This is a genomic window from Microcoleus sp. EPA2 (genome assembly GCA_020882975.1).
Classification (GTDB): domain Bacteria; phylum Cyanobacteriota; class Cyanobacteriia; order Cyanobacteriales; family Microcoleaceae; genus Microcoleus.
In genome coordinates this window covers 16,179-38,292 of sequence record JAHRFD010000014.1, presented here as the reverse complement: position 1 = coordinate 38,292, position 22,114 = coordinate 16,179, and the positions used below count along the sequence as shown (strand labels likewise).

At 43.2% G+C, this 22,114-nt stretch carries 19 protein-coding genes and 1 pseudogene; 10 read left to right on the top strand and 10 right to left on the bottom strand.

All coding sequences use genetic code 11. The features are described 5' to 3' along the window. Position 1: 1 nt before the first annotated feature. Positions 2-1,213, bottom strand: a complete 1,212-nt coding sequence (locus AAFP14_RS14310) for an AAA family ATPase (protein ID WP_341732920.1) — start codon at positions 1,211-1,213, stop codon at positions 2-4. Between the two features lie 102 nt (positions 1,214-1,315). After that, a complete protein-coding gene (locus tag AAFP14_RS14305; protein WP_341732919.1) occupies positions 1,316-1,684 on the bottom strand; it encodes a Lin0512 family protein in 369 nt (122 codons plus the stop codon). A 173-nt stretch (positions 1,685-1,857) separates the two neighbouring features. Here AAFP14_RS14305 and AAFP14_RS14300 point away from each other — a divergent pair, with 173 nt between their 5' ends. Continuing rightward, entirely contained in the window at positions 1,858-2,772 is a 915-nt protein-coding gene (locus AAFP14_RS14300) for a branched-chain amino acid transaminase (protein ID WP_341732918.1), read from the top strand. Between the two features lie 149 nt (positions 2,773-2,921). Here AAFP14_RS14300 and fghA read toward each other — a convergent pair whose 3' ends face one another. Together fghA and AAFP14_RS14290 are read right to left on the bottom strand one after the other, a co-directional pair. Continuing rightward, entirely contained in the window at positions 2,922-3,776 is an 855-nt protein-coding gene (gene fghA / locus AAFP14_RS14295) for an S-formylglutathione hydrolase (protein ID WP_341732917.1), read from the bottom strand. Between the two features lie 132 nt (positions 3,777-3,908). Next, positions 3,909-5,018: an S-(hydroxymethyl)glutathione dehydrogenase/class III alcohol dehydrogenase gene (locus AAFP14_RS14290; RefSeq protein WP_341732916.1), complete on the bottom strand. Its 1,110-nt coding sequence runs from the start codon at positions 5,016-5,018 to the stop codon at positions 3,909-3,911. Positions 5,019-5,131: 113 nt separating this feature from the next. On the opposite strand from AAFP14_RS14290, the pseudogene AAFP14_RS14285 reads away from it, so the two are divergent. The 3 genes and pseudogenes from AAFP14_RS14285 to sppA all read left to right on the top strand — a co-directional run. Further along, positions 5,132-5,350: pseudogene (locus AAFP14_RS14285) on the top strand (oxidoreductase); the annotation flags it as partial. 58 nt (positions 5,351-5,408) lie between these two features. After that, complete coding sequence (gene fni, locus AAFP14_RS14280) at positions 5,409-6,458, top strand: type 2 isopentenyl-diphosphate Delta-isomerase (RefSeq protein WP_341732915.1); 1,050 nt, start codon at positions 5,409-5,411, stop codon at positions 6,456-6,458. Between the two features lie 97 nt (positions 6,459-6,555). Continuing rightward, complete coding sequence (sppA, locus tag AAFP14_RS14275) at positions 6,556-8,376, top strand: signal peptide peptidase SppA (protein WP_341732914.1); 1,821 nt, start codon at positions 6,556-6,558, stop codon at positions 8,374-8,376. Positions 8,377-8,507: 131 nt separating this feature from the next. Here the strand turns inward: sppA and AAFP14_RS14270 are convergent, their stop codons facing one another. Further along, positions 8,508-8,777 carry a GlsB/YeaQ/YmgE family stress response membrane protein gene (locus tag AAFP14_RS14270; protein WP_341732913.1) on the bottom strand — a complete coding sequence of 90 codons (270 nt, stop codon included), beginning with the start codon at positions 8,775-8,777 and terminating at the stop codon, positions 8,508-8,510. A gap of 311 nt (positions 8,778-9,088) precedes the next feature. Here AAFP14_RS14270 and AAFP14_RS14265 point away from each other — a divergent pair, with 311 nt between their 5' ends. Beyond that, positions 9,089-10,276 (top strand): glycosyltransferase, encoded by a 1,188-nt coding sequence (locus tag AAFP14_RS14265; RefSeq protein WP_341732912.1) that lies wholly within the window; start codon positions 9,089-9,091, stop codon positions 10,274-10,276. Positions 10,277-10,398: 122 nt separating this feature from the next. Here AAFP14_RS14265 and AAFP14_RS14260 read toward each other — a convergent pair whose 3' ends face one another. Beyond that, the gene (locus AAFP14_RS14260) at positions 10,399-11,115 is read right to left on the bottom strand and encodes a carbonic anhydrase (RefSeq protein ID WP_341732911.1); all 717 of its coding nucleotides are present in this window, start codon (positions 11,113-11,115) and stop codon (positions 10,399-10,401) included. A 200-nt stretch (positions 11,116-11,315) separates the two neighbouring features. Between AAFP14_RS14260 and AAFP14_RS14255 the strand changes: the two genes are divergently transcribed. After that, positions 11,316-12,125: an MOSC domain-containing protein gene (locus AAFP14_RS14255; RefSeq protein ID WP_341732910.1), complete on the top strand. Its 810-nt coding sequence runs from the start codon at positions 11,316-11,318 to the stop codon at positions 12,123-12,125. 9 nt (positions 12,126-12,134) lie between these two features. Here AAFP14_RS14255 and ylqF read toward each other — a convergent pair whose 3' ends face one another. Then, positions 12,135-12,989, bottom strand: a complete 855-nt coding sequence (gene ylqF / locus AAFP14_RS14250; RefSeq protein WP_341732909.1) for a ribosome biogenesis GTPase YlqF — start codon at positions 12,987-12,989, stop codon at positions 12,135-12,137. A gap of 270 nt (positions 12,990-13,259) precedes the next feature. Next, positions 13,260-13,673: a universal stress protein gene (locus tag AAFP14_RS14245; protein WP_340517187.1), complete on the bottom strand. Its 414-nt coding sequence runs from the start codon at positions 13,671-13,673 to the stop codon at positions 13,260-13,262. A 184-nt stretch (positions 13,674-13,857) separates the two neighbouring features. Here AAFP14_RS14245 and AAFP14_RS14240 point away from each other — a divergent pair, with 184 nt between their 5' ends. From AAFP14_RS14240 to AAFP14_RS14230, 3 genes are all read left to right on the top strand, one after another. Continuing rightward, a complete protein-coding gene (locus tag AAFP14_RS14240) occupies positions 13,858-15,057 on the top strand; it encodes a phosphoglycerate kinase (RefSeq protein ID WP_341732908.1) in 1,200 nt (399 codons plus the stop codon). 339 nt (positions 15,058-15,396) lie between these two features. Further along, positions 15,397-16,113, top strand: coding sequence for a pentapeptide repeat-containing protein (locus AAFP14_RS14235; protein ID WP_341732907.1), 717 nt, complete (start codon positions 15,397-15,399; stop codon positions 16,111-16,113). 235 nt (positions 16,114-16,348) lie between these two features. Further along, entirely contained in the window at positions 16,349-17,551 is a 1,203-nt protein-coding gene (locus AAFP14_RS14230) for a DarT ssDNA thymidine ADP-ribosyltransferase family protein (RefSeq protein WP_341732906.1), read from the top strand. Between the two features lie 116 nt (positions 17,552-17,667). Here AAFP14_RS14230 and AAFP14_RS14225 read toward each other — a convergent pair whose 3' ends face one another. Together AAFP14_RS14225 and AAFP14_RS14220 are read right to left on the bottom strand one after the other, a co-directional pair. After that, complete coding sequence (locus tag AAFP14_RS14225; RefSeq protein WP_341732905.1) at positions 17,668-17,946, bottom strand: hypothetical protein; 279 nt, start codon at positions 17,944-17,946, stop codon at positions 17,668-17,670. A gap of 138 nt (positions 17,947-18,084) precedes the next feature. Beyond that, a complete protein-coding gene (locus AAFP14_RS14220) occupies positions 18,085-19,992 on the bottom strand; it encodes a serine/threonine-protein kinase (RefSeq protein WP_341732904.1) in 1,908 nt (635 codons plus the stop codon). A 177-nt stretch (positions 19,993-20,169) separates the two neighbouring features. Between AAFP14_RS14220 and AAFP14_RS14215 the strand changes: the two genes are divergently transcribed. Then, on the top strand, positions 20,170-22,068 hold the full coding sequence (locus tag AAFP14_RS14215; protein WP_341732903.1) for an MASE1 domain-containing protein: 1,899 nt from the start codon (positions 20,170-20,172) through the stop codon (positions 22,066-22,068). The last annotated feature ends 46 nt before the right edge of the window (positions 22,069-22,114 follow it).

Below are 22,114 nucleotides of genomic sequence, written 5' to 3'. Positions count from 1 at the left end.
ATTAAAAATTCTTAGGAAGTCCTCCAATATAGCCCCTCAAAAAAGCCTCGGACAGTCTAACAGGTTCCTGTCCTTCGAGAGGTTTAGGTTTGAGAATACGTCTGGCTTTAGTATGACCTAATTGGTTACGATAAATCACCAACAAGCGTTGTTCATCATCATCTAAATCCAAACCATCCAAAACTGCCGGGTTGTGGGTTGTAAATATAACTTGTTTGTCGTGTTTTTTTGCTAATTCAACTAATTCTTGGATTAACCTGCGACATAATCGAGGGTTGAGGGAAGCATCAATGTTATCAATTGCAAAAAATTTAGGTGTGATATCGCTAATAAATAAAGCCAAGTAAAAAAGCAAAAATAAAAAGCCTTCATTAGAACTTCGTTGGTCGAAGTAAGCTAAATCTGGATCTAAGTATCTATCTTTAATTTGGAGATAGTTTTGAATATTGGATAAATTTGGAGGAGCTTCAAAATCTTGAAACCAATCTATCAATTGCAGTTTTTTCTTGATTTCATTAAGTGGCTCTTGGTTTTCATCTGAATTCAAAACTTTTAAAAGTTTAAATAAGCCTTCTCCATTAATTCCTAATGGTTGAATTTGTCCTTCTTTTTCAAAAGTTCGTAATGCTTGGTTTTCAGGAGAATAAATGATAAATTCACGTATAGCAAACATTTTAGAATGTCTTTGCAATGATTGTAGTATCTTATCTCCGCTTTTTACTAACTCTCTGAGTTTTAATTCCTGGCTTGCTTGTTCTATAGACAATTTATTTGGCTCGTTCTCGTATTCTTCCTGAATATTAAAAGTATTTTCTAGATGATTTTTATTGTCATTGATAAAGTTTATCGCTGGAACAATAAAACTATAAAAATCGATTTTGTTAAGCCACTTAGAATAGGGAGAGTTATCATTTTCTAAAACACAACTAAATGGTTGTCGATCATTTCCTATTAAATCAATTTTAATTTCTTTAGTAAGATTCTCTTTTTCAAAAGCCGATCGCATTAATTGAGGTTCCGTAACTCTAATACCCCTAGATGCTAGAAACTCGTTATCCAGTTTATCATCAGCCGCCGCAGAAGCTAGGGCGATCGCCTCTAAGATATTACTCTTGCCGCAACCATTCTCACCAATCAACACGGTTACTCGTCCTAACTCCAGTTTCAGCTTGTGAATCGATTTGTAATTTTCTATTCTAACTTCTTTTAACATGGTGTTATGATTTTATAGTTGTGTTTGTTTAAATTGTTTTACTAGATCGGGGTTAGCGCGATCGGACTTCGCACTTCACCCATCCATTCAAACAGTCGAAAATTAGTCTTGAGTGTCCACAAAAACTGTCACCGCCGCTACCGCAATCAACATTTCATCATTTTTATCATTCAGAGATGCGATCGCCCTTCCAGCCACCACCATCCCACCTTGCTCAACAATCAGAGATTTTTCCCCAAAAGGCAATACCGCCAAAACCTCATCCCTTCGCACTTGTTCCGGATAAGGAACGGCCACCTTTACCTCCACAATCATTTGATTTGGATCGGTCAAACCCGCCACTTCCCAGACACCGAGTAAAGCATTATTGGCGATCGCATTTCGGACCGCCCTAGCCGCCGCTACCGTCGGTTCTTGCCCGTGCTGGTCGATACCCATGCCCATTTCAATGATAAAACATTTCCGCGCCATAGCTACCTCTTTATTTGTAATTTAACCAAATCTTTCCCAAAACAATTATCAACCAAAAGGAGATAACTTTTTAAAGTTTTACAATTCTCTTAAACAACAAAATAATAACTTATGGTAATATAACCAAATTCACCTTTCCTCGCGGACTGAAAAACTCATCGCTAGCTTGAATCATGGATAGTTTTCTCCCCATTGCCTACTTTCAAAATCAATTCCTGCCATTTACCGACGCCAAAATCTCCATAGCCACCCACGCACTGCACTACGGAACCGGAGTCTTGGGCGGTTTGCGCGGAATTCCCGATCCCGAAAATGGCGATCGCATCTTACTATTTAGACTAGACCGCCACTGTCAAAGATTAAGCCAAAGTGCCAGCTTCCTGCAATGCGATTTGCCCGCCGACAAAATACAATCAATAATCACTGATTTTGTCAAAAAAAATCAGCCCACCAAATCTTTTTATATCCGCCCATTTGTCTACACATCAAGTTTGGGAATCGCCCCCAGACTCCACAACGTAGACACAGACTTTTTTGTCTACGGATTAGAACTTTCCGACTATTTGCCCAAGGAAGGAGTCAACTGTAGAATTAGCTCATGGTATCGCCAAGAAGACCGCAGTTTACCCTTGAGAGGAAAAATTAGCGGTGCTTACATCACCTCAGCCTTAGCCAAAACAGAAGCAGTACAATCTGGCTTTGACGAAGCTATCATGATGAATAGTCAAGGAAAAGTCAGCGAAGCTTCAGGAATGAATATATTTGTCGCCCGAAACGGTAAATTAGTGACACCAGGTTTCGAGCAAGATATTCTCGAAGGAATCACCAGAGACAGCATAATAACTATCGCCAGAGACTTAGGAATTGAAGTCATAGAAAGACCAGTTGACAAATCAGAATTATTGATTGCTGATGAAATATTCCTGTGCGGCACCGCAGCTAAAGTTACCCCAATTAAGCGCATCGAAAACTATCATTTACCAAAAGAGCGACCAATCACTGAAAAGATATTGGAAAAATTGACTGGAATCATCGAAAATCGCGATAGCAAGTACAAAGATTGGGTATTTCCGATTAACCTAAATTAATCCATAATCTACGCATTCCCTCGTTTCACTCGTTACCAGGCTCTGGCCTGGTAACGCAGATCCGGAGGCTCTGCCTCCAAATTTGATGGCAGTCATTCGAGGCTCTTCCTAGGAACCAGTTATCATGCGGCGGCTTCCCCTGCTACAAACTACCCGCACAAAACAGCAGCATGATGCTGAATATGATCCTCCATAAAACTCGCAACAAAATAATAGCTGTGATCGTAACCTTCCTGCATTCTTAAATTTAACACCTGTCCCGCTTTTGCACAAGCTTCTGCAAAAACTTCCGGCAACAATTGCCCGTCAGCCAGATAGGAGTCTGCCGTGCCACAATCAATTAAAATTGAACCATTATATGGTGCTTTCAGCACTAATTCACTCGCGTCCCAAGCCCGCCAATCCTCCCGATTTTCACCGAGGTAGTGAGTGAAAATCTTTTGTCCTAAAGGGCTGTGCATGGGCGCGCAAATAGGCGCAAAAGCGGAAACTGAAAGATAGCGATCGCTATTTTTTAACGCACAAATTAAAGCCCCATGTCCGCCCATAGAATGACCAAAAATTCCCTGTTTTTCCGGGATGACTGGAAAATTTTCAGCGATTAATTTAGGTAATTCATCGACAACATAACTGTACATCCGATAGTGAGCATTCCAAGGTGCTGCTGTGGCATCAATATAAAAACCCGCGCCACTTCCTAAATCCGAATTGTCGTCTTCGCCGGGAATGCCTGTATTGCGTGGGCTAGTATCGGGTACTACTAGCATTAATCCATATTTTGCTGCAAATTGTTGGGCTCCAGATTTGATCGTGAAGTTTTCTTCTGTGCAGGTTAATCCTGAGAGGAAATATAGAATTGGTACGGGTTGATATTCGGCTTGTGGTGGTTGGTAAACGGCGAATTTCATTTCGCTATTGCAGGCTGAGGATTGATGGCTATAATAGCCGAGTTTTCCGCCGCAGGTTTTATATTGTTGGTGGAGTTTTAGGGATTGGGATATCATTTGAATTCTCTTTTTTTTGGGGATGGATTTTTTTACCGCAGAGGGCGCAGAGGGCGCAGAGGAAGAGATAATTGAGAAGTTTGATTTGCTTGTAAGGACTCTGCCAAGATTGCTGGGCATCGTTGACTTCCTTTAAAAGGTTAAAACTGTGCGAATTACTTCGCCTTTTTTCATTAAATCCAGAGCTTCATTGATTTGCTCGATTGGCATTACATTGGTTACTAAACTATCAATATCAATTTTACCGTTCATGTACCAATCCACTATTTTTGGCACATCGGTTCTGCCTTTGGCTCCGCCAAAAGCTGTGCCTTTCCACACTCTGCCCGTTACTAACTGAAAGGGGCGGGTACTAATTTCTTGACCTGCTCCTGCTACGCCGACAATGACGCTCACTCCCCAACCTTTGTGGCAGCATTCTAAGGCTTGGCGCATGACATTAATATTACCTATACATTCAAAACTGTAGTCGGCTCCCCCTTTGGTTAAATCTACTAAATAAGCAACTAAATCTCCCTCAATTTCGCGGGGATTTACAAAGTGAGTCATGCCGAATTTTTCCGCCATTACTCGTTTGTCGGCATTGATATCTACGCCGATAATCATATTAGCTCCTACCATCCGAGCGGCTTGAATTATATTCAAACCTACTCCTCCTAAACCGAAAACTACCACATTAGAGCCTGGTTCTACTTTGGCTGTATTGATGACAGCGCCGATGCCTGTTGTTACTCCGCAACCAATTAAACAAGCTTTGTCAAAGGGAGCGTCGTCACGAATTTTTGCTACCGCAATTTCTGGTAATACAGTATAATTGGCAAAGGTGGAAGTTCCCATGTAATGATGGATTTTCTCCCCGTCTAGGGAAAACCTGCTAGTGCCATTGGGCATCACGCCTTGTCCTTGAGTCACTCGAATTGCTTGACAGAGATTGGTTTTTGGGTTCAAACAATATTCGCAGTTGCGACATTCGGGAATGTATAGTGGAATTACTCGATCGCCCACTTTGACGCTAGTTACTCCCGCTCCTACTTCTGCGACAATACCAGCTCCCTCATGACCTAAAATAGCCGGAAACAAACCTTCAGGATCGGCACCCGAAAGAGTGTAAGCGTCAGTATGGCACAGACCCGTGGCTTTAATTTCCACCAGCACTTCTCCGGCTTCGGGACCTGATAAATCGACCATTTCAATGGTTAAAGGTTTCCCGGCGCTACGAGCAACCGCTGCTTTTACTTTCATAATCTATTCCTGCCTATAAAATTGTCAATTACCTATGTACAATGTATTCTATTACTTTATTTAACAATTCACACAAATTTATGAAAAAAATCATTTTAATTACAGGAGTAAGTCAAGGACTGACCAAAGCCTTAGCTCAAGAATTGCCACGGGGGATGGCGGCGATTCCTTTAAATCCGGGGATAATTCACACGGATATGCTGGAAATTTGTTTCGGAGAAGATGCTAGAAATTACACGCCTGTCAAAGCTTGGGCGCAAAAAGCTGTCCCTTTTTTATTGAAGTTTAAGCCGACGGATAATGGCGTGTCAATGACTGTTCCTGGAGCGTAATAAAAGAGTAGAATTAAGATGATATTTTAACCCCAAAATTCCCCCTGTGAACTCCCCTGTGAACTTGTCCCTAACCCCACCCTCGCCCATCGAAACCCGTAAAGCAGACCACCTCCGGCTCTGCATCGAAGAAGATGTACAATTCCGCGAAACTACTAGCGGATTTGAACGCTACCGTTTTACTCACTGCTGTTTGCCAGAACTCGATCGCACTGAAATCGATTTAACCTCAACATTTCTGGGAAAAAAATTAGCTGCACCTCTGCTAATTTCCTCCATGACTGGTGGCACTGAATTAGCCCAGACTATTAATTATCGCCTCGCCGATGTCGCTCAAAAATACAAAATTGCCATGGGTGTCGGTTCCCAGCGCATCGCCATCGAAAATCCTCAACTCGCCGATACCTTTGCAGTCCGACGCCGCGCTCCTGATATTCTCCTATTTGCTAACATCGGTGCAGTTCAATTAAACTATAATTACGGTTTGGCACAGTGTCAAAAAATTGTCGATCTTCTGGAAGCAGATGCTCTAATTTTGCACCTCAATCCTCTGCAAGAGTGTGTTCAAACTGAAGGTGATACTAACTTTAAAGGACTGCTGGATAAGATTGCCAAATTGTGTGAAAAATTGCCAGTACCAGTAATTGCGAAAGAGGTTGGTAATGGCATTTCAGGAAAAATGGCAACAAAATTGCTCGCAGCAGGGGTGAGTGCGATCGACATTGCTGGAGCTGGAGGCACTTCTTGGGCGAAAATAGAAGGAGAGCGTGCGCTTGATGGTAAGCAGCGCCGATTGGGCGCAACCTTTGCTGACTGGGGGATACCGACAGCCGAGTGCATTGTCAGTACCCGCGCCACAGCGCCTGATGTTCCTCTGATTGCTTCTGGAGGCTTGCAGCATGGTTTGGATGCAGCCAAGGCCATCGCCCTAGGTGCGGATATGGCGGGGCTGGCGAGGCCGTTTTTGCAAGCAGCAGCGGAATCGGAATCAGCTTTAGAGCTTTTGGTTGAGGTTTTAATTGCAGAGATTGCCACAGTGATGTTCTGTACCGGCTGCGCTAACCTTGATGAGTTACAACATTCTGGAGTTTTGGAAAGGTTAAGATAGAAGGATGTTATTGGTTATTGGTTATTTATTAGTTGTTAGTTGCTACCAATACAATAACTAATAACCAAGGTCTAATGCTCAATTACCAATTAGTTAAATGAAAGATTTCCTAAAATATACCTTTGCCAGTTTTCTAGGAAGCCTCCTAGGACTGGTAATGCTGGGTACCCTAGGATTGGGAGGACTGGTAGTGCTAATTGCTGTGGCTGCCTCTTCTTCTAAAGACGCAGGCCCGCAAGTTAAAGATAAATCTGTATTAGTATTAGATCTTTCTCTGAATATTACTGACAGTAAACCCAGCCGCAGTACCGGGGCGGCTATTGAAGAAGTGCTTTCTGATGATGGTTCGGATGCTGTGACGCTGCGTACTGTTTTAGATGCGATCGAATCTGCGAAAAAAGATCCGAAAATCGTTGGTATTTATCTCGAAGGTAATTCTGATTCTGCCGGTAGTGGGTTTGCTAATCTCAAAGAAGTGCGATCGGCATTGCAGCGTTTTCGAGATGCCAAAAAACCAATTTTTGCTTATGAAATGGATTGGAACGAGCGAGAATATTACCTTGGTTCCGTTGCCAATACCATTGCTATCAATCCCTTTGGTTCTGTGGAAATCAACGGTTTTAGCAGTCAGACAACGTTTTTTGCCGGCGCACTAGAAAAATATGGAGTGGGAGTGCAAGTTACTCGCGTCGGCAAATATAAGTCAGCCGTCGAACCATTTTTGCTGAAAAAAATGAGCCCAGAAAATCGCCAGCAAACTCAAAAGTTGTTGGGAGATATTTGGGGTGAATATCTGACAACGGTGGGGCCAAACCGCAAATTGACTGTGCCGCAATTGCAGGCGATCGCAGATAATGGTGGCACGTTGATGGCGGAGGAAGCTCTCAAAAGCAAGTTAGTTGATAAAGTTGCATACTTTGACGAAATTGTCACCGAACTTAAGAAACTAACTGGAACCGATGGAGAAAACAAATCTTTCAAACAAATTAGTCTTAAAAATTACGCCAAAATTGCTGAAAATAAAAATTCAAATCGCGCTGATAATCACAAGCAAGTGGCTATACTTTATGCCGAAGGAGAAATTGTAGACGGCGAAGGGGGCGTGAGTCAAGTAGGAGGCGATCGCATCGCTCAAGAATTGCGTAAAATCCGAGATGATAACGACGTAAAATCAGTAGTTTTGCGCGTCAACAGTCCCGGAGGCAGTGTCACGGCATCTGAAATCATCGCCAGGGAAGTGGTACTCACTGCTAAGAAAAAACCCGTGATTGTTTCCATGGGTAATTTAGCAGCTTCCGGTGGCTATTGGATTTCCATGGGTTCCAGCCTGATTTTTGCGGAATCTAATACGATTACTGGTTCGATTGGCGTTTTTGGAATGCTACCCAACGTCGAAAAATTAGCTACCAACAACGGCGTAACTTGGGATGTCGTGAAAACAGGCCGCTTTGCTGATACTAACACGATTTCTCGCCCGAAAAATCCTCAAGAATTGGCTAATATTCAGAGGGTTGTCGATCGCATTTACGATCGATTTATTACTAAAGTCGCCGATTCTCGCAAACTGCCCAAAAATAAGGTACAGGAAATTGCTCAAGGTCGGGTTTGGTCTGGCGCGGCCGCTAAGGAGTTGGGTTTAGTCGATCGCATTGGGGGTCTGGAAGATGCTGTCAAAGAAGCCGTCAAACAAGCTAAACTAGGCAATGATTGGCAATTGGAAGAATATCCAAAACGTCGCAGTTTGGAGGAGCGCCTGTTGGAAAAACTGTCCGGCGTGCGCGCCACCAAAGCAGCAGTCAAACTCGATCCCCTGACGGCAGAAGTGCATAAAATGCAGCAGGAACTTGCCGTGGTGCAGTCGATGAACGATCCCCAGGGAGTTTATGTTCGCTTGCCTTTCAATTTTCGGATTGATTAATTGATATTGAGATGAGTCATATAGCAACCGCGCCCCAGGGCAACTGCTATTAATTCTTACTCAAATAACAATCCTCCAGTATTCTGCCTGGAGGATTGTTAAAATTATTGACTGGGAATTTACAAGATTTTTTATACGGTACGTTGAGTTAATAAACCCCAGATGAAAAGTAGAACGATCGCACCTAGGACGGCAAATGCAACGCTAGGTATCGTTAATGCGCCGAAGGATGCTCCCCCGCTCGTCCCCAGGAAGACTTGACCTAAATAACCTCCCACTAGCGCTCCCAAAATTCCTAAACCTGTTGTAGCGAGGAAACCGCCGCCTTGTTGTCCGGGGTAAATAGCTTTAGCGATCGCGCCGGCAATGAGTCCTAAAACAATCCATGCAATAATGCCCATTTCTTTTCTCCTGAATCCTAAACTGTTTTGTGCCTTGTCTTATGTTCTTAGAATAACAACAGATATTGATTGGTTGTCTCTACCGTAGGGAGGAACCTAAAGTGGTACGATTTATCAAGAATAGTTAAAATTTTGAGGTCGTTGAGTATGTCAAAAGAGTTAACCACACCTTTTTAGCGAAGAAAGGTAAAAGCTAGAAACTAACTAGGCTGGAGTCTGAATGGAAAATGACAACTTTGGCTTGAGGTGTTGGTTTTTTACTTCTCAATAAAACTACAATAATTCTTTAAAAATAGGAAAGATTGGGCCCGATGGATCTAAGTTTGTGTATGATTGTAAAGAATGAAGAAGCAGCCCTACCGCGGACTTTGGCTAGCGTTAAGAATGTTGTTGATGAAATTGTGGTGCTGGACACTGGTTCGCGCGATCGCACTTGTGAAATTGCACGAGAATTCGGGGCGAGAGTCTATCACTTTGAATGGGGCGATGATTTCGCAGCAGCCCGCAATGAGTGTCTCAAGTACGCCACGGGTGACTGGATTTTAGTGTTGGATGCCGATGAAGTGCTGGTACCGGAGATTTTACCTCAAATAAAGCAGGCTCTTGAGAGCGATCGCACTTTAGTAATCAATCTCATCCGTCAAGAAATCGGTGCTTCTCAATCTCCCTATTCCCTGGTGTCGCGGTTGTTTCGCCATCGCCACGATATCCGGTTTTCTCGACCTTATCACGCCATGGTAGACGACAGCGTGGCTGAGATTTTGCAGAGGGAACCGGAGTGGAAAATAGTTGCTTTGGCGGATGTAGCGATTTTGCACTCTGGTTATCAACAAGATGCGATCGCCACTAAACACAAATTCCAAAAAGCTCAAGTGGCAATGGAAAGATATATCACCTATTATCCAAACGATGCCTATGCTTGTAGTAAATTAGGCGCTTTATATGTAGAAAGCGGACAAATACAGCGAGGAATTGATTTATTAACTAAGGGCTTGACCCTTATCCCCATTGATGATTCTATCATTTACGAACTTAACTATCATTTGGGAATTGCTTACCGCCACCAACAGCAATTTGTGAAAGCCAAGGAACACTATCAAGCAGCAATTAATACCAAAGTATTCCCAGCGATTAAGTTGGGTGCTTACAATAATTTGGGAAATTTGCTCAAAGATGAGGGAGATTTGACCGGTGCCCAAATGGCTTACAAAGCTGCTTTGAAAATTGACCCCACTTTTGCCACTGGTCACTATAATTTAGGACTAACACTGAAAGCCGCGGGGAATTTGACAGATGCGATCGCCTATTATCGACAAGCAATTAAAATCGCTCCCGAACACGCGGAAGCACATCAAAACTTGGCCGTAGCGCTGCTGAAAATTGGTAAAATGCCTGAGAGTTTAGCAGAATTCAAAAGGGCGATCGCCCTTCACGAACAGCGCCGTCCTTTTGAAGCAGAACGCCTGCGCCGGGGACTGCAAGAGATGGGGTTAATCTAACTGAGTTGAAGGCTTTTATGGGCGGGTTCTCCGGCCCACCCCAAAATCAAATTCCCTATTCGTGGAACAGACATCTTGCCTGTTCATAAACATAGTCAAAATATCAGATACAATCAAGCAAATTAACCAACCATCTCTACCGTACCAGTATCCAAATCATAGCGTCCCCCAACCACTTTAAGTTTGCCTGCTTTAACTGCTTCAGCTATAATTGGTGATGATTGTTTTAACTTATTTACGTTCATTTTCACATTAGCTTTGACTGCGTTATCCCAGGCATCCCCCGGTTGACCTTTGATCGAATCAACCGCCGGTTGAATCGCCGCCACCAAACTCCCAACTTTACCGGGGACTGGTTTACCATCTAAAGCTGCTTTGACAGCACCGCAGTGTTCGTGACCCAGGATGATAACCAAGGGAGTACCCAATTCTGCGACACCATATTCCATGGTTCCGATAACAGCATCGTCTAGGACATTTCCAGCTACTCGGATATCAAATAAATCCCCCAATCCTTGGTCAAAAAGAATTTCAGGAACCACCCGCGAATCGGAACAGCAAAGAACGATCGCAAAGGGATGTTGACCCTTTGCTAATTCTACAATGCGCGATCGGGCTTGGTCAGGAAATGTCCGTTTTTGTTCAATGTAGCGCCGATTCCCGTCCATCAATTTCTGGAGTGCTGCATCAGAAGTGATGTTTGGGCTGGCCTCTGTGCTAGCATTTGCCGCTTCCACTTTTAAGACTCCTGGTGCAATGGCTGCCACCAGCGCCCCTGCACCAGTCATCAAGATGGCATTCCGCCTCGACATCCCGCCTGTTTTTTTTGGGTCGATCATTATTTTTAACTCTCTTTAAGCGTTAAACATTCTGAGCATAATATGTACAATAAATTTTGACTAATTTTTTTATTGTTTCTTTATAAGCAGTCTCTCACTAAGTTAAAATAAACTCATGAATAATTATAAATTATTCTCACCTTAATACCAAATAAAAGGTATGATTAGAGATTGACAATAATTTTGCTCACTAAATCGAAATGGCTTACGTTGCCAGTATTCATATCTATCCAATCAAATCCCTAGACGGCATAGCTGTCAGTCAAGCAACTCTTCTTCCTAGCGGCGCTCTAAAAGGCGATCGCTCCTTTGCTATCTATGACGAGCAAGGTGAATTTGTGAACTGCCAGCGCCACAACGGAGCTTGTTTTCTGCGTTTATCCTTTAACATCAGCAATAACATCGTTGGTCTGAAAATTCAAGGCACTGAACAAGAAATATTTTTTCACATCGATCGAGAACGTACCAGAATACAATCTTGGTTGACTAGCTACTTCGGTTTCCGTGTCAAGTTAGTTGAGGACTTGCTAACCGGCTTTCCCGAAAATCCCGCAGCACCGGGACCAACCATCATCAGTACCGAAACAATTGCAGAAATTGCATCTTGGTTTCCCAGAGTTTGTGTCAATGAAATGCGACAGCACTTACGAGCTAATATTGAAATTGGAGACGTGCCGCCGTTTTGGGAAGACCAACTGTTTGCAGAAAATGAAGAAATTGTGCGCTTGCAAATAGGAACAACCCTATTTCAAGCTCTTAATCCCAGCCAACGCTCTATCCTATCCCCGCCCAATTATTTGAGGGAAGAAGTTTATCCCAATTTTCAAAAGGTATTCACAGCCAAGCGGAATAAAACCCTAGCTGATTCCGCAAGAAGATTGCCTTTAAATCACTTGTCGCAACTTAATATTAACACGCGAGTACCCGATGGCTTATCAGGAAAAATACTACACATAGGAGATGAAGTGAAAATCATCAACCTCAAGTCAAGTGTGGATTTGGATTTTTAAACGGCTAGATCAAATCGGCGGTAACTCCAAAGGAAGCTGACCCAAAACACCAGTTCTAAAATCATTCAACATTTGCCGTGCCATTCGTTCCACATCTCCTTGATGTCTTTCTTTAGCTACCTCGTGTAAATAATTTTCACCATTAGTAGATAAAGCATCTAATTTATATCTGGATTTGAAACCAGATACTGAGATCAAAGTATCATCAGTAGCTTCCAGCCCCAGGAGCAAATCGACCATCGCCGCTGCTACTACCTGATTGTCGTAAGCTGCTTCGCCAATATCTTCACAAATAGCTAACTTGAGAGCATTGTCTTGATTGTTAATGCGGGTGGGAATCACTCCGGGGGTATCTAACAACTCAATTTGGTCAGAAATGCGAACCCATCGGAGCGATCGAGTTACTCCAGCCCTGCGCGCACTATCTACGACTTTGCGTCCCAACAGCCTGTTAATTAAAGCAGATTTTCCCACATTGGGAAAGCCAATCACCACCGCTCGGACAGGACGAGGAAGCATACCGCGATCGAATCTTCTTTGATTCAATTGCACCCCAGCATTCTGTACAGCATCCGCCAAAGCATTTATGCCGTGTCCATGTTCGGCATTAGTAAAATAAACCGATTCCCCCCTTGCTTCAAACCAGTTTTCCCATTCCTCCCGCAACCGAGGCGAAATCATATCCATCCGATTAATAACTAAGATGCGTGCTTTGCTGCCCACCCAATTCAGCATTTGGGGATGGTGAGTAGCCAAAGGAATGCGGGCATCTCGGACTTCTAGCACCACATCTACTCGCTTTAGTTGTTCTTTTAATGCCCGTTCAGCTTTGGCAATGTGACCGGGATACCAGTGAATTTTCATGAGTTATTAGTTATTAGTTATTAGTTATTAGTCATTAGTCATTAGTCATTAGTTGACAGTTGACAGTTAACAGTTAACAGTCAACAGTTATTAGTCAACAGTTGACAGTTAACAGTCAACTGTCATTAGTCAGTTGGCATTAGTCAGTTGGCATTAGTCAGTTGGCAGTAGTCAGTTGGCAGTTATCATTCAACCAATAACCAATAACTCATAACCAATAACCAATAACTAATAACTAATGACTACTGACCAATGACTACTGACCAATGACTAAGGCACAATCAAAACTGCACAAGGAGATAAGTTTATCACCCGACTGGTAACGCTGTCAGACGCCCCATCATCAGTTAAACCCATCCCTCGACAGCCCATTACAATCAAATCAGCCCCAATTTCGTCAGCCACATCACAAATCGTGAAGGCAGGCTTGCCTTCCCGTTCAATGATTTCAGCTTCAATTCCCTGCTGGGAGAACATCGCCTGAGCATCAGAAAGCAGTTTGGCGACGGCTTCGGGTGAAGCCATTGTTTCTCGCGGCGGGGATTCGCCACCCTCGGCTGGGGGTTCGACTACCGACAGAATCACTAAACGAGCACCGTAGGTTTTCACGATATTGACAACCTTTTCGGCAGCTTCGCGGGCTTCTCGGCTTTGATCTACTGGAAATAAGACAGTCTTGAACATACTGCACATCTCCGGGACACGGACTCCGATAAAATGTTTAGGTTGAACCAATTAGTGCCGTTTGTTCCATCTTCCGTTTTTTGTACGGGCGCGGTTGAATGCGTCCGAGGCCCAAGTACCAGTGACCAGTGCCACCATTACAACGGAATTCAACAAAAAGACACATATTTAGGAGGTTAATCCTGTGACAAAAAAAACTGTAGCAAATTTATCGGCATCGGACTTATCGGGAAAACGGGTATTGGTGCGGGCGGACTTTAACGTGCCACTCGACAACGGCAGTATCACCGATGATACTCGCATCCGGGCTGCTCTGCCGACAATTCAAGATTTAGCATCCAAGGGCGCTAAGGTGATTTTGTGCAGCCACTTCGGCCGTCCCAAGGGCGTGACTGAGAAGTTGCGCTTGACTCCTGTTGCTAAGCGACTGTCGGAATTGTTGGGTAAAGAAGTCAAAAAGACTGACGACTGCATCGGTGATGAAGTCGCTGCTACTGTCGCGGCGATGCAAGATGGCGATGTGGTGTTGCTGGAAAATGTCCGCTTTTACCCAGAAGAGGAGGCAAATGACCCGGAATTTGCTAAGAAGTTAGCTTCTGTGGCCGATTTGTATGTCAATGATGCTTTTGGCACTGCTCACCGGGCTCATGCTTCTACTGAGGGTGTTACTAAGTATCTGAGCCCTTCTGTGGCTGGCTTTTTGATGGAGAAGGAGTTGCAGTATCTTGGTAGTGCGATCGACAATCCTCAACGTCCTTTAGCTGCCATTATCGGCGGTTCTAAGGTTTCGAGCAAGATTGGAGTCATAGAAAAACTGCTGGAGAAGTGCGACAAATTGCTCTTGGGCGGTGGCATGGTTTTCACATTCTACAAGGCTCGTGGCTTGAGCGTTGGTAAGTCTTTGGTGGAAGATGACAAGCTGGAATTGGCTAAGTCTTTGGAAGCCAAGGCCAAGGAACGGGGAGTTACTTTTCTGTTACCTACTGATGTGGTAGTTGCTGATAAGTTTGCTGGTGATGCTAATACTCAAACTGTCTCGGTTGAGAGCATTCCTGATGGTTGGATGGGTTTGGATATTGGCCCGGATTCTGTCAAAACTTTCCAAGAGGCTTTGGCTGATTGCAAAACTGTCATCTGGAACGGGCCGATGGGCGTGTTTGAGATGGAGAAGTTTGCTGCCGGTACTGAAGGTATCGCTCATTCTTTGGCTGGACTGACTAAGACTGGTACTACCACTATTATTGGTGGTGGTGACTCGGTGGCTGCTGTGGAACAGTTGAATTTGGGTTCAGAAATGAGCCACATTTCTACTGGTGGCGGTGCTAGTTTGGAGTTGCTTGAAGGTAAGGAATTGCCTGGTGTTGCTGCTTTAGATGAGGCTTAATTAAGTAGTAGGGACAAAGGCTTTCGCCCATAGGTGTCAACTTAAGCCTGAAAGCCTTGATAAATTTCGTTTTTACCTAAGTCTAGATCCCCCTAAATCCCCCTTAAGAAGGGGGACTTTGAGAAGACTCTTGTCCCCCCCTTCTTAAGGGGGGCTAGGGGGGATCAAAATCTAAGAGTCAAACAGAAGTCTCTGACTACATTTGACGTTAAGTTGACACCAATGGGCAATGCCGTCTCCTTACTTAATTAATTAGGACACGGCAATGCCGTGTCCCTAGGGGGATTTATAGATCTGGCATATACTTGATGAAAAACATGGAATCTGTGAGGTTTGTTTATGAAAGTTAAGATTTTAGCAACTGTAACGACAATTTTAGCCTCGCTTTGGCTAGCAGTTCCGGTGAAAGCTCAAAATGCCGATCATGTCCGCCAGTTGTTGGAAACTAAGGAGTGTGAGGGTTGTGATTTGAGAAATGCTGATTTGTTCAAGGCTAGCTTGTATAGAGCTAAGTTGAAAGGAGCTGATTTAAGCGGAGCAAATCTCTATGAAGCTAATTTGATTCAAGCGGATTTAACTGATGCTAATTTGGCTGGTGCTAATTTAGTTAATGCTGATTTGTATGGTGCGGATTTGGAGAGTGCTAATCTGCGCAGTGCGAATTTGTCTAATGCTTTTTTGGGTAGGGCAAATATGACGATGGCTGATTTGCGTGGTGCTAAACTTTTTGGGGCTAATTTGGCGGAATCTTATTTGTTGCAAGCTAATTTGTCGAATACTGATTTGAGGCGATCGCTTTTGTTTAGAGTTAATTTCAGTCGAGCGAATTTAAGTGGGGCTGATTTGTCTTTTGCGGATGTGCGCGATACGAATTTGCAGAATGCTATTTTGTCTAATACTAGGCTGACTAAAGTTCAATTGAGTGGTACAAATATAGAGGCGGTGAGGGATTTTCGTCAGGCTGATTTGGAACGTGCCAATTTACGGGGGACGAATGTGGGCCCGGTGGTTTGTGTGAATACTCGTTTTCCTGATTGTGTTTTGAATTTGGAGTGATTAGTCGGCTAGACTGATGTGTGGTTCTAGACAAACGAAGTCCGCCTGCGCGGACTTTCTGTTTTTTAGTCTTGGAGGATGTAGGGAAGTGCGATCGCCCTTTGAAGCACTATTTGTGTGGTTGTGATAGAATGCCAGTAAACCTAGTTTGATTAGTGCAAGTCAGCTAAATTTTGATGTCGGTATAATTTTATCAATCTATTTACTCATAAAATATTGGATATTTAGGTAAAAAATGGTTCAAAAAATGGGCATTCAAGGATTGTACTATATTGTTCATTTTGACAATATTATTTCTATTTTAGAAAAGGGTATTTTATCTCACGAAATTATCGAGATAGAGGGATTGAATAACACGCCTATATACAACAGTCAAATAGTTGATATTCGTTCTAGAAGAATAGTTAGCGATAATAAATCCTTGTGGAGTTTCGCTAATCTTTACTTTCAGCCGCGCAATGCAATGCTTTACTCAGTTATCAATAAAACAGCCGTTCATCAAGTGGCAATTATCTGCATAAAAAAGAAAATATTAGATAAAAAAAACATTTTTATTACTACAGGTAATGCTGCTAGTCAGGATTCGCAAATCATTCCCATTGAGGAAAGTGAAAAAGTTTTACCTCAAATCAGGAAGGAAATAAATAAAACATGGTGGAATAATGAAGATGGGTCAAAAAGAAAAATGATGGCTGAATGCTTGGTTCCAGAACGGATTGTGCCAAGTTATATTCAAATGATTTATGTTGCTTGCGATCGCGCCAGAGAAGATTTAGGAAAAAAGCTGCTTGCTTGTGACAAGCCTAGTTTTTCGGAGATACCTATTACTGTTGAACCAGAAAGATTTTTTCAACCAGTCTGGAGTGCTAGACTTACTCCAACAGTTTCTCTGATTCGCGGAGATATGTTTTTTTCAAAAATGCAAACTCTTACTGTTAGCGTTAATTGTGTAGGTGTCATGGGCAAAGGATTGGCATCAACAGCAAAAGATCGTTTTCCTGATGTATATGTCAGGTATGAAAAAGTGTGCAGAAATAAGAGTTTGCAGATAGGAAAACCTTACTTATACAAACGTGAGTCATCGGTTATAGAACAATTAGCTGAGCCTACATTATTGCCTTCAGAAAATTTAAATGATAACTCTCAAACATGGTTTTTATTGTTTCCCACCAAGAATCACTGGAAAAATAATTCAACTCTTATTGACATTGAGAATGGCTTGCAGTGGCTTTGTGAAAACTACAAAAGTGAAGGGATAAAGTCGTTAGCAATGCCGGCACTTGGATGCGGACTAGGTGGTTTAGAGTGGCGAGATGTTGGTCCTTTGATGTGTAAGTATTTGACTTCTATTGATATTCCTGTAGCCATATATTTACCCTCAGAAGGAAAACTTTCAGATGATTTAGTTTCACGCGATTTTTTGCTTTCTCAAGTGTAGTTTTGAATTTTAATTATTCAGCCTTCAGAATATGACTATATTCACGCTTCCTTTCAGTGAATTTACCTAAAAATTGCCGCCAACAACATCACTCGGTTGCTAGCGGCAAAAACCGATTAACCCTCTGATTTCAAAGGTTTAGTGGAATTAGCACAAAATTTTTCGTCCACAATAGCTGAACTGATATTAACCGCCTGCATGGGCGATGAGGGTAGAACTAAGTCTTGGGGGGCTACTACCATTTTTTTACACACAAGTTCGCTGCTGCCTACAGAGGCAAAGTTCCAAGCGTAAAATTCGGGGTTGCTGACTGTCGCAGTGGCTGGATTCATACCTAGTGCTGTCAGCAATACTAACTCTAAGGTCACTAAAGCTACGATCGCAAATCTCAGCATATTCTTTTTTAAACCGGAAAATTCACTTGATTACTATTCTCTATTATTGTCTGGGTTTTGTGCAACGTCAATCGATTTGAGATTTTAGATGGGAAAAATGCAGCAAGCTACGCGCCGGATGAATCCTGGGGCTATTATTTATTCTGCCGCCATATTCAAATCATAGGAAATAGGCTTTGAGGATTTAGAAACTACCACGAATTCATAATAACCAGCATCATCCAACAATCCTGACCAACTAAGGCCCTCTGCATCTTCTAGCAAAGCTCGCGACTTGTTTGTCCGCCCCGGAGTATAAATTGACAGCAGAGTAGATTTAGGGGGAGCTTGCAAATTTACTCGGAGAGTTTGATTTTGAGCTAGTCTGGCTATGTAAGCTTTCCCTTCTCCTGGTTTGAGATTGCCTTTGAGGGTTTTTTGGGAAGCTCGGTTTTCAAATTCAACCCTTTCGATAGTTGCTCCTGCTTGTAAGGCTGCGAGGGCATCTGCTGTAATTGCTTGCCAAATTTGTCCGATCGCCAAACCAATTATATTACGATCGCGCGGTTGTTCTGGAAACAGATAGAAAAACTTAGCATCAGCCAAATCATAAAGCGCCCGACTGCTCAAATTGATCTTGTTGACTTCTACTTTCCAGGTACTGATATCGGTGGTGTCGTAACTGCCTAACTTCTTTCTAGCGTTACTGCTGATATTTTCCAATTTGTCAAGTAATTCGTCACCGATTTTTTGCCACCTTTCTCGCCAAGTGCGATCGCCCTCACCTTCTTTTAGCAGCCGTCCTCCCAATTCCGGGTATTTAGCATAGAAAGTCTCGTCCACCAGACTCACGTAACCATTATAAAATCTATCGTCTATTTCTAATTTTTGAAAGCGATCGCGCAAAGCATCTTCCTGCTGCTGCTTTGGGCCCGTGGCCACGGGAATTTTCTGCACTTTAGATTGCAGATTTAGCAAATAATTACCCGCAAACCAGCCCAATCCTCCCATACTTGACAAAACTGCCACCACCAGCAACGCCATTTTCCAAGCAGGCAACTTTTCCTGACTGCGAATATTAGTCATGGAAACCGGAACTCCCGGCAGTTTCGGGGGCACGATAGGTATGGGCTGTAACTCCGGCGGCGCTTGGGTTGCCGGAAATGTTGGTGTTGGTGTCGGTTGTGAGTGAGGCCAGGAAGGGGGATTGCCAGAGAGAGCCTGCATTACCTCGCGAGCCGAGGAATAGCGATCGCTAGGCCCGTGAGCGAGCATTTTATCCAAAACTAGAGCCAAATTGGGAGACACAGAACATTCCGATCGCCAATGCCAATTTAGGGTGTGGCTGTCGAGCAACTGATGGGGTTCTTTCCCTGTCAGCAATACCAAAACCGTTGCTGCTAAAGCGTACAAATCGCTGTGGGGATACACAATGCCCATCTGCATCTGTTCGGCGGGGGCGTAGCCGAGTTTACCGATGCGAGTGGCGGGGGCGGGAGTGCTGTTAGTCTCTGCAAACAGAGATTCTGCGGTGGCGGCGACTTGTTTGACTCCGCCGAAGTCGATGAGTACCGGCATCCCGTCAGACAGTCGCAGAATCAGGTTATCTGGGGAGATGTCGCGGTGAATGACTCCCAGAGCGTGAGTATATTCCAGCACTGGCAAAAGCTGGATCAGCAGTTGGTTGACTTCGGCTTCTATGAAGCGCAAACCCTGACGTTTGCGGGCATCTAGCAGAAAGCGGTAGGTTTGACCGGGTACGTAGTCTTGGACGAGAAATAGGTAGCCTCGATCGCTAATATTCACCCGAAACAGTTCGCGGAAGTTGGGAATTTGGTTGTGTTTGAGCTTGTAGAGCACTCCGGCTTCCCGCTCAAAGAGTTCTTCGGATTTCTGTAAAGCGTAACTCCCCTGTACTTGGGGCGCAAATTCTTTTAAAACACAAGGCTCGTTAAATCGGTGAGCATCTTCAGCGAGGTAGGTGCGCCCGAAGCCACCATGTCCCAATTCGCGGACAATGCGGTAGTGGTTGCCTAGAGTAATGCCGGGATAGATAGGATTAGTCATTGGAACTTGTTGCGTCTGATATTTTGATAGGATGTGCGATCGAGGGCAAGAAACTCAAGAAACCCAGAAATCTGAAGCAAAGGCTGCATCGATGGAGGCAGAAAGCAATTTTGTCAACAGCTTGGTGATGGGCTTGCAGTATAGTGAAAAAAATCCGATTCAATTCGAGGGTTGTTAATGAATTTTTTATCCCTACCAAAATGGTTGCTGCACTCGACAGCAGTTGCCGTTTTAGCTGCTGTCTACTACAGCACCGCTGAATTGGGACGATTTTTGGCATCCACCCCTGACAATGTGACTCCCGTTTGGCCTCCTGACGGATTCGCTTTAGCAGCCGTCCTGTTAGTAGGATATCGCGTTTGGCCTGGAATTTGGATCGGTTCATTTTTTGCCAATATTTGGGCTTTTTTGGACAAAACAAATCCAGCTTCTGTGGCTATTTCCATCGCCATTGCTTCTAGCATCGCTGTGGGAACTAGCGGATCGGCAATCTTAGGCAGTTTTCTGCTACATAAGTTTGTCGGAAGTCGCCATTTGTTCGATCGCCCCCAAAGTGTGTTCAGATTTGTCATTATGGGGGGAATGTGTGGGCCCATTGTCAGTGCCACAGTCGGTATTACCACTCTCTATTTGCGAGGTATCGTCCCTCTGGAAAATTGGGGAACTAACTGGTTTACATGGTGGATGTCTAATGTAGGCGGGATTTTGATTTTTACACCTCTGTTGTTAATCTGGAGTCCACTACTTTTAGAGCTTATTCAGGAATTGTTTGAATTCGGCAATGCCCAAATCCAGCAAAAATACCACCGGAGATTTAAACATTTTAAATCTCTGTCATTTCAGTTACAGCAGGCTGAATTTATTCTATTAATATTGCTGGTATGTGCCGTCGGTAAAGTTGCTTTTGGTGGTGGCTATCCGGTGGAGTATATGATGATTCCTTTTATCCTATGGGCCGTATTTCGTTTTGACATCAAAGGGTCAACATTATTAATATTTATTGTTTCGGCTATTGCTGTTTTAGGAACAGTTAACGGTGGGGGACCGTTTGTACGTCCCGATCTGAATGAATCTCTGGTGTTATTGCAGTCTTTTATCGGGGTTGTGGTACTGACTAATTTAATGTTGTATGCTGCGATCGCACAACGGCAGCAAGTAGAGGATCGATTACGAGTTCAAAGTCAAAAGCTGAAAAAAACCTTACTAGACTTACAGCAGGCACAAGCTCAATTAATCCACAACGAAAAAATGTCTAGTTTGGGACAATTAGTGGCGGGAGTTGCTCACGAAATCAACAACCCGATTACTTTTATTGGGGGAAATTTAGCTCACGCTAATCGATATACTCAAGAGTTATTAGAGCTGGTTAAATTGTATCAAAATTTTTATCCTCAACCAGCCCCAGAAATTCAAAACGCCATAGAAGCAGTAGATCTAGAGTTTGCGATGCAAGATTTGCAGAAAGTTTTAGCTTCTATGAAAAAAGGAACAAACAGAATTCAAAATATAGTCTTATCTTTGCGTAATTTTTCCCGGATGGACGAGTCGGAAGTCAAGATAGTAGACATTCATGAGGGATTGGATAGTACCCTCATGATTTTGGATAACCGCTTGCAATCTAATCGCGGAAATTTTAGCATTCAAGTGATTAAAGAATATAGTAGTTTACCAGAAATAGAATGTTATGTCTCTGAGTTAAATCAAGTGTTTATGAATATACTTGTTAATGCGATCGATGCTTTGGCAGACAAACGGATGAAAAGAGACCTGAAGGATGGGGAAACTTTGCCTACTATCAAAATTAGTACAAATATTTTAGATAGTAAATGTGTATCTGTTAGTATTTTAGACAATGGAATGGGGATTATGAAAGCATTTCAAAATCAAATTTTTGATCCTTTTTTTACGACTAAGCCTGTGGGAGAAGGCACGGGTTTAGGATTATATATTTGTCATCAAATAGTAGTCCAAAAGCATGGAGGTAAACTCAAATGTATTTCAAGAGAAAATCACAGTACAGAATTTATCATAGAACTGCCTATCGGCAATAATCAAGACTTAAGTTTAGCCCTATAAAAAACTTGATTAAATCAAAATTTGGCTAACAATATATGTGTATTTT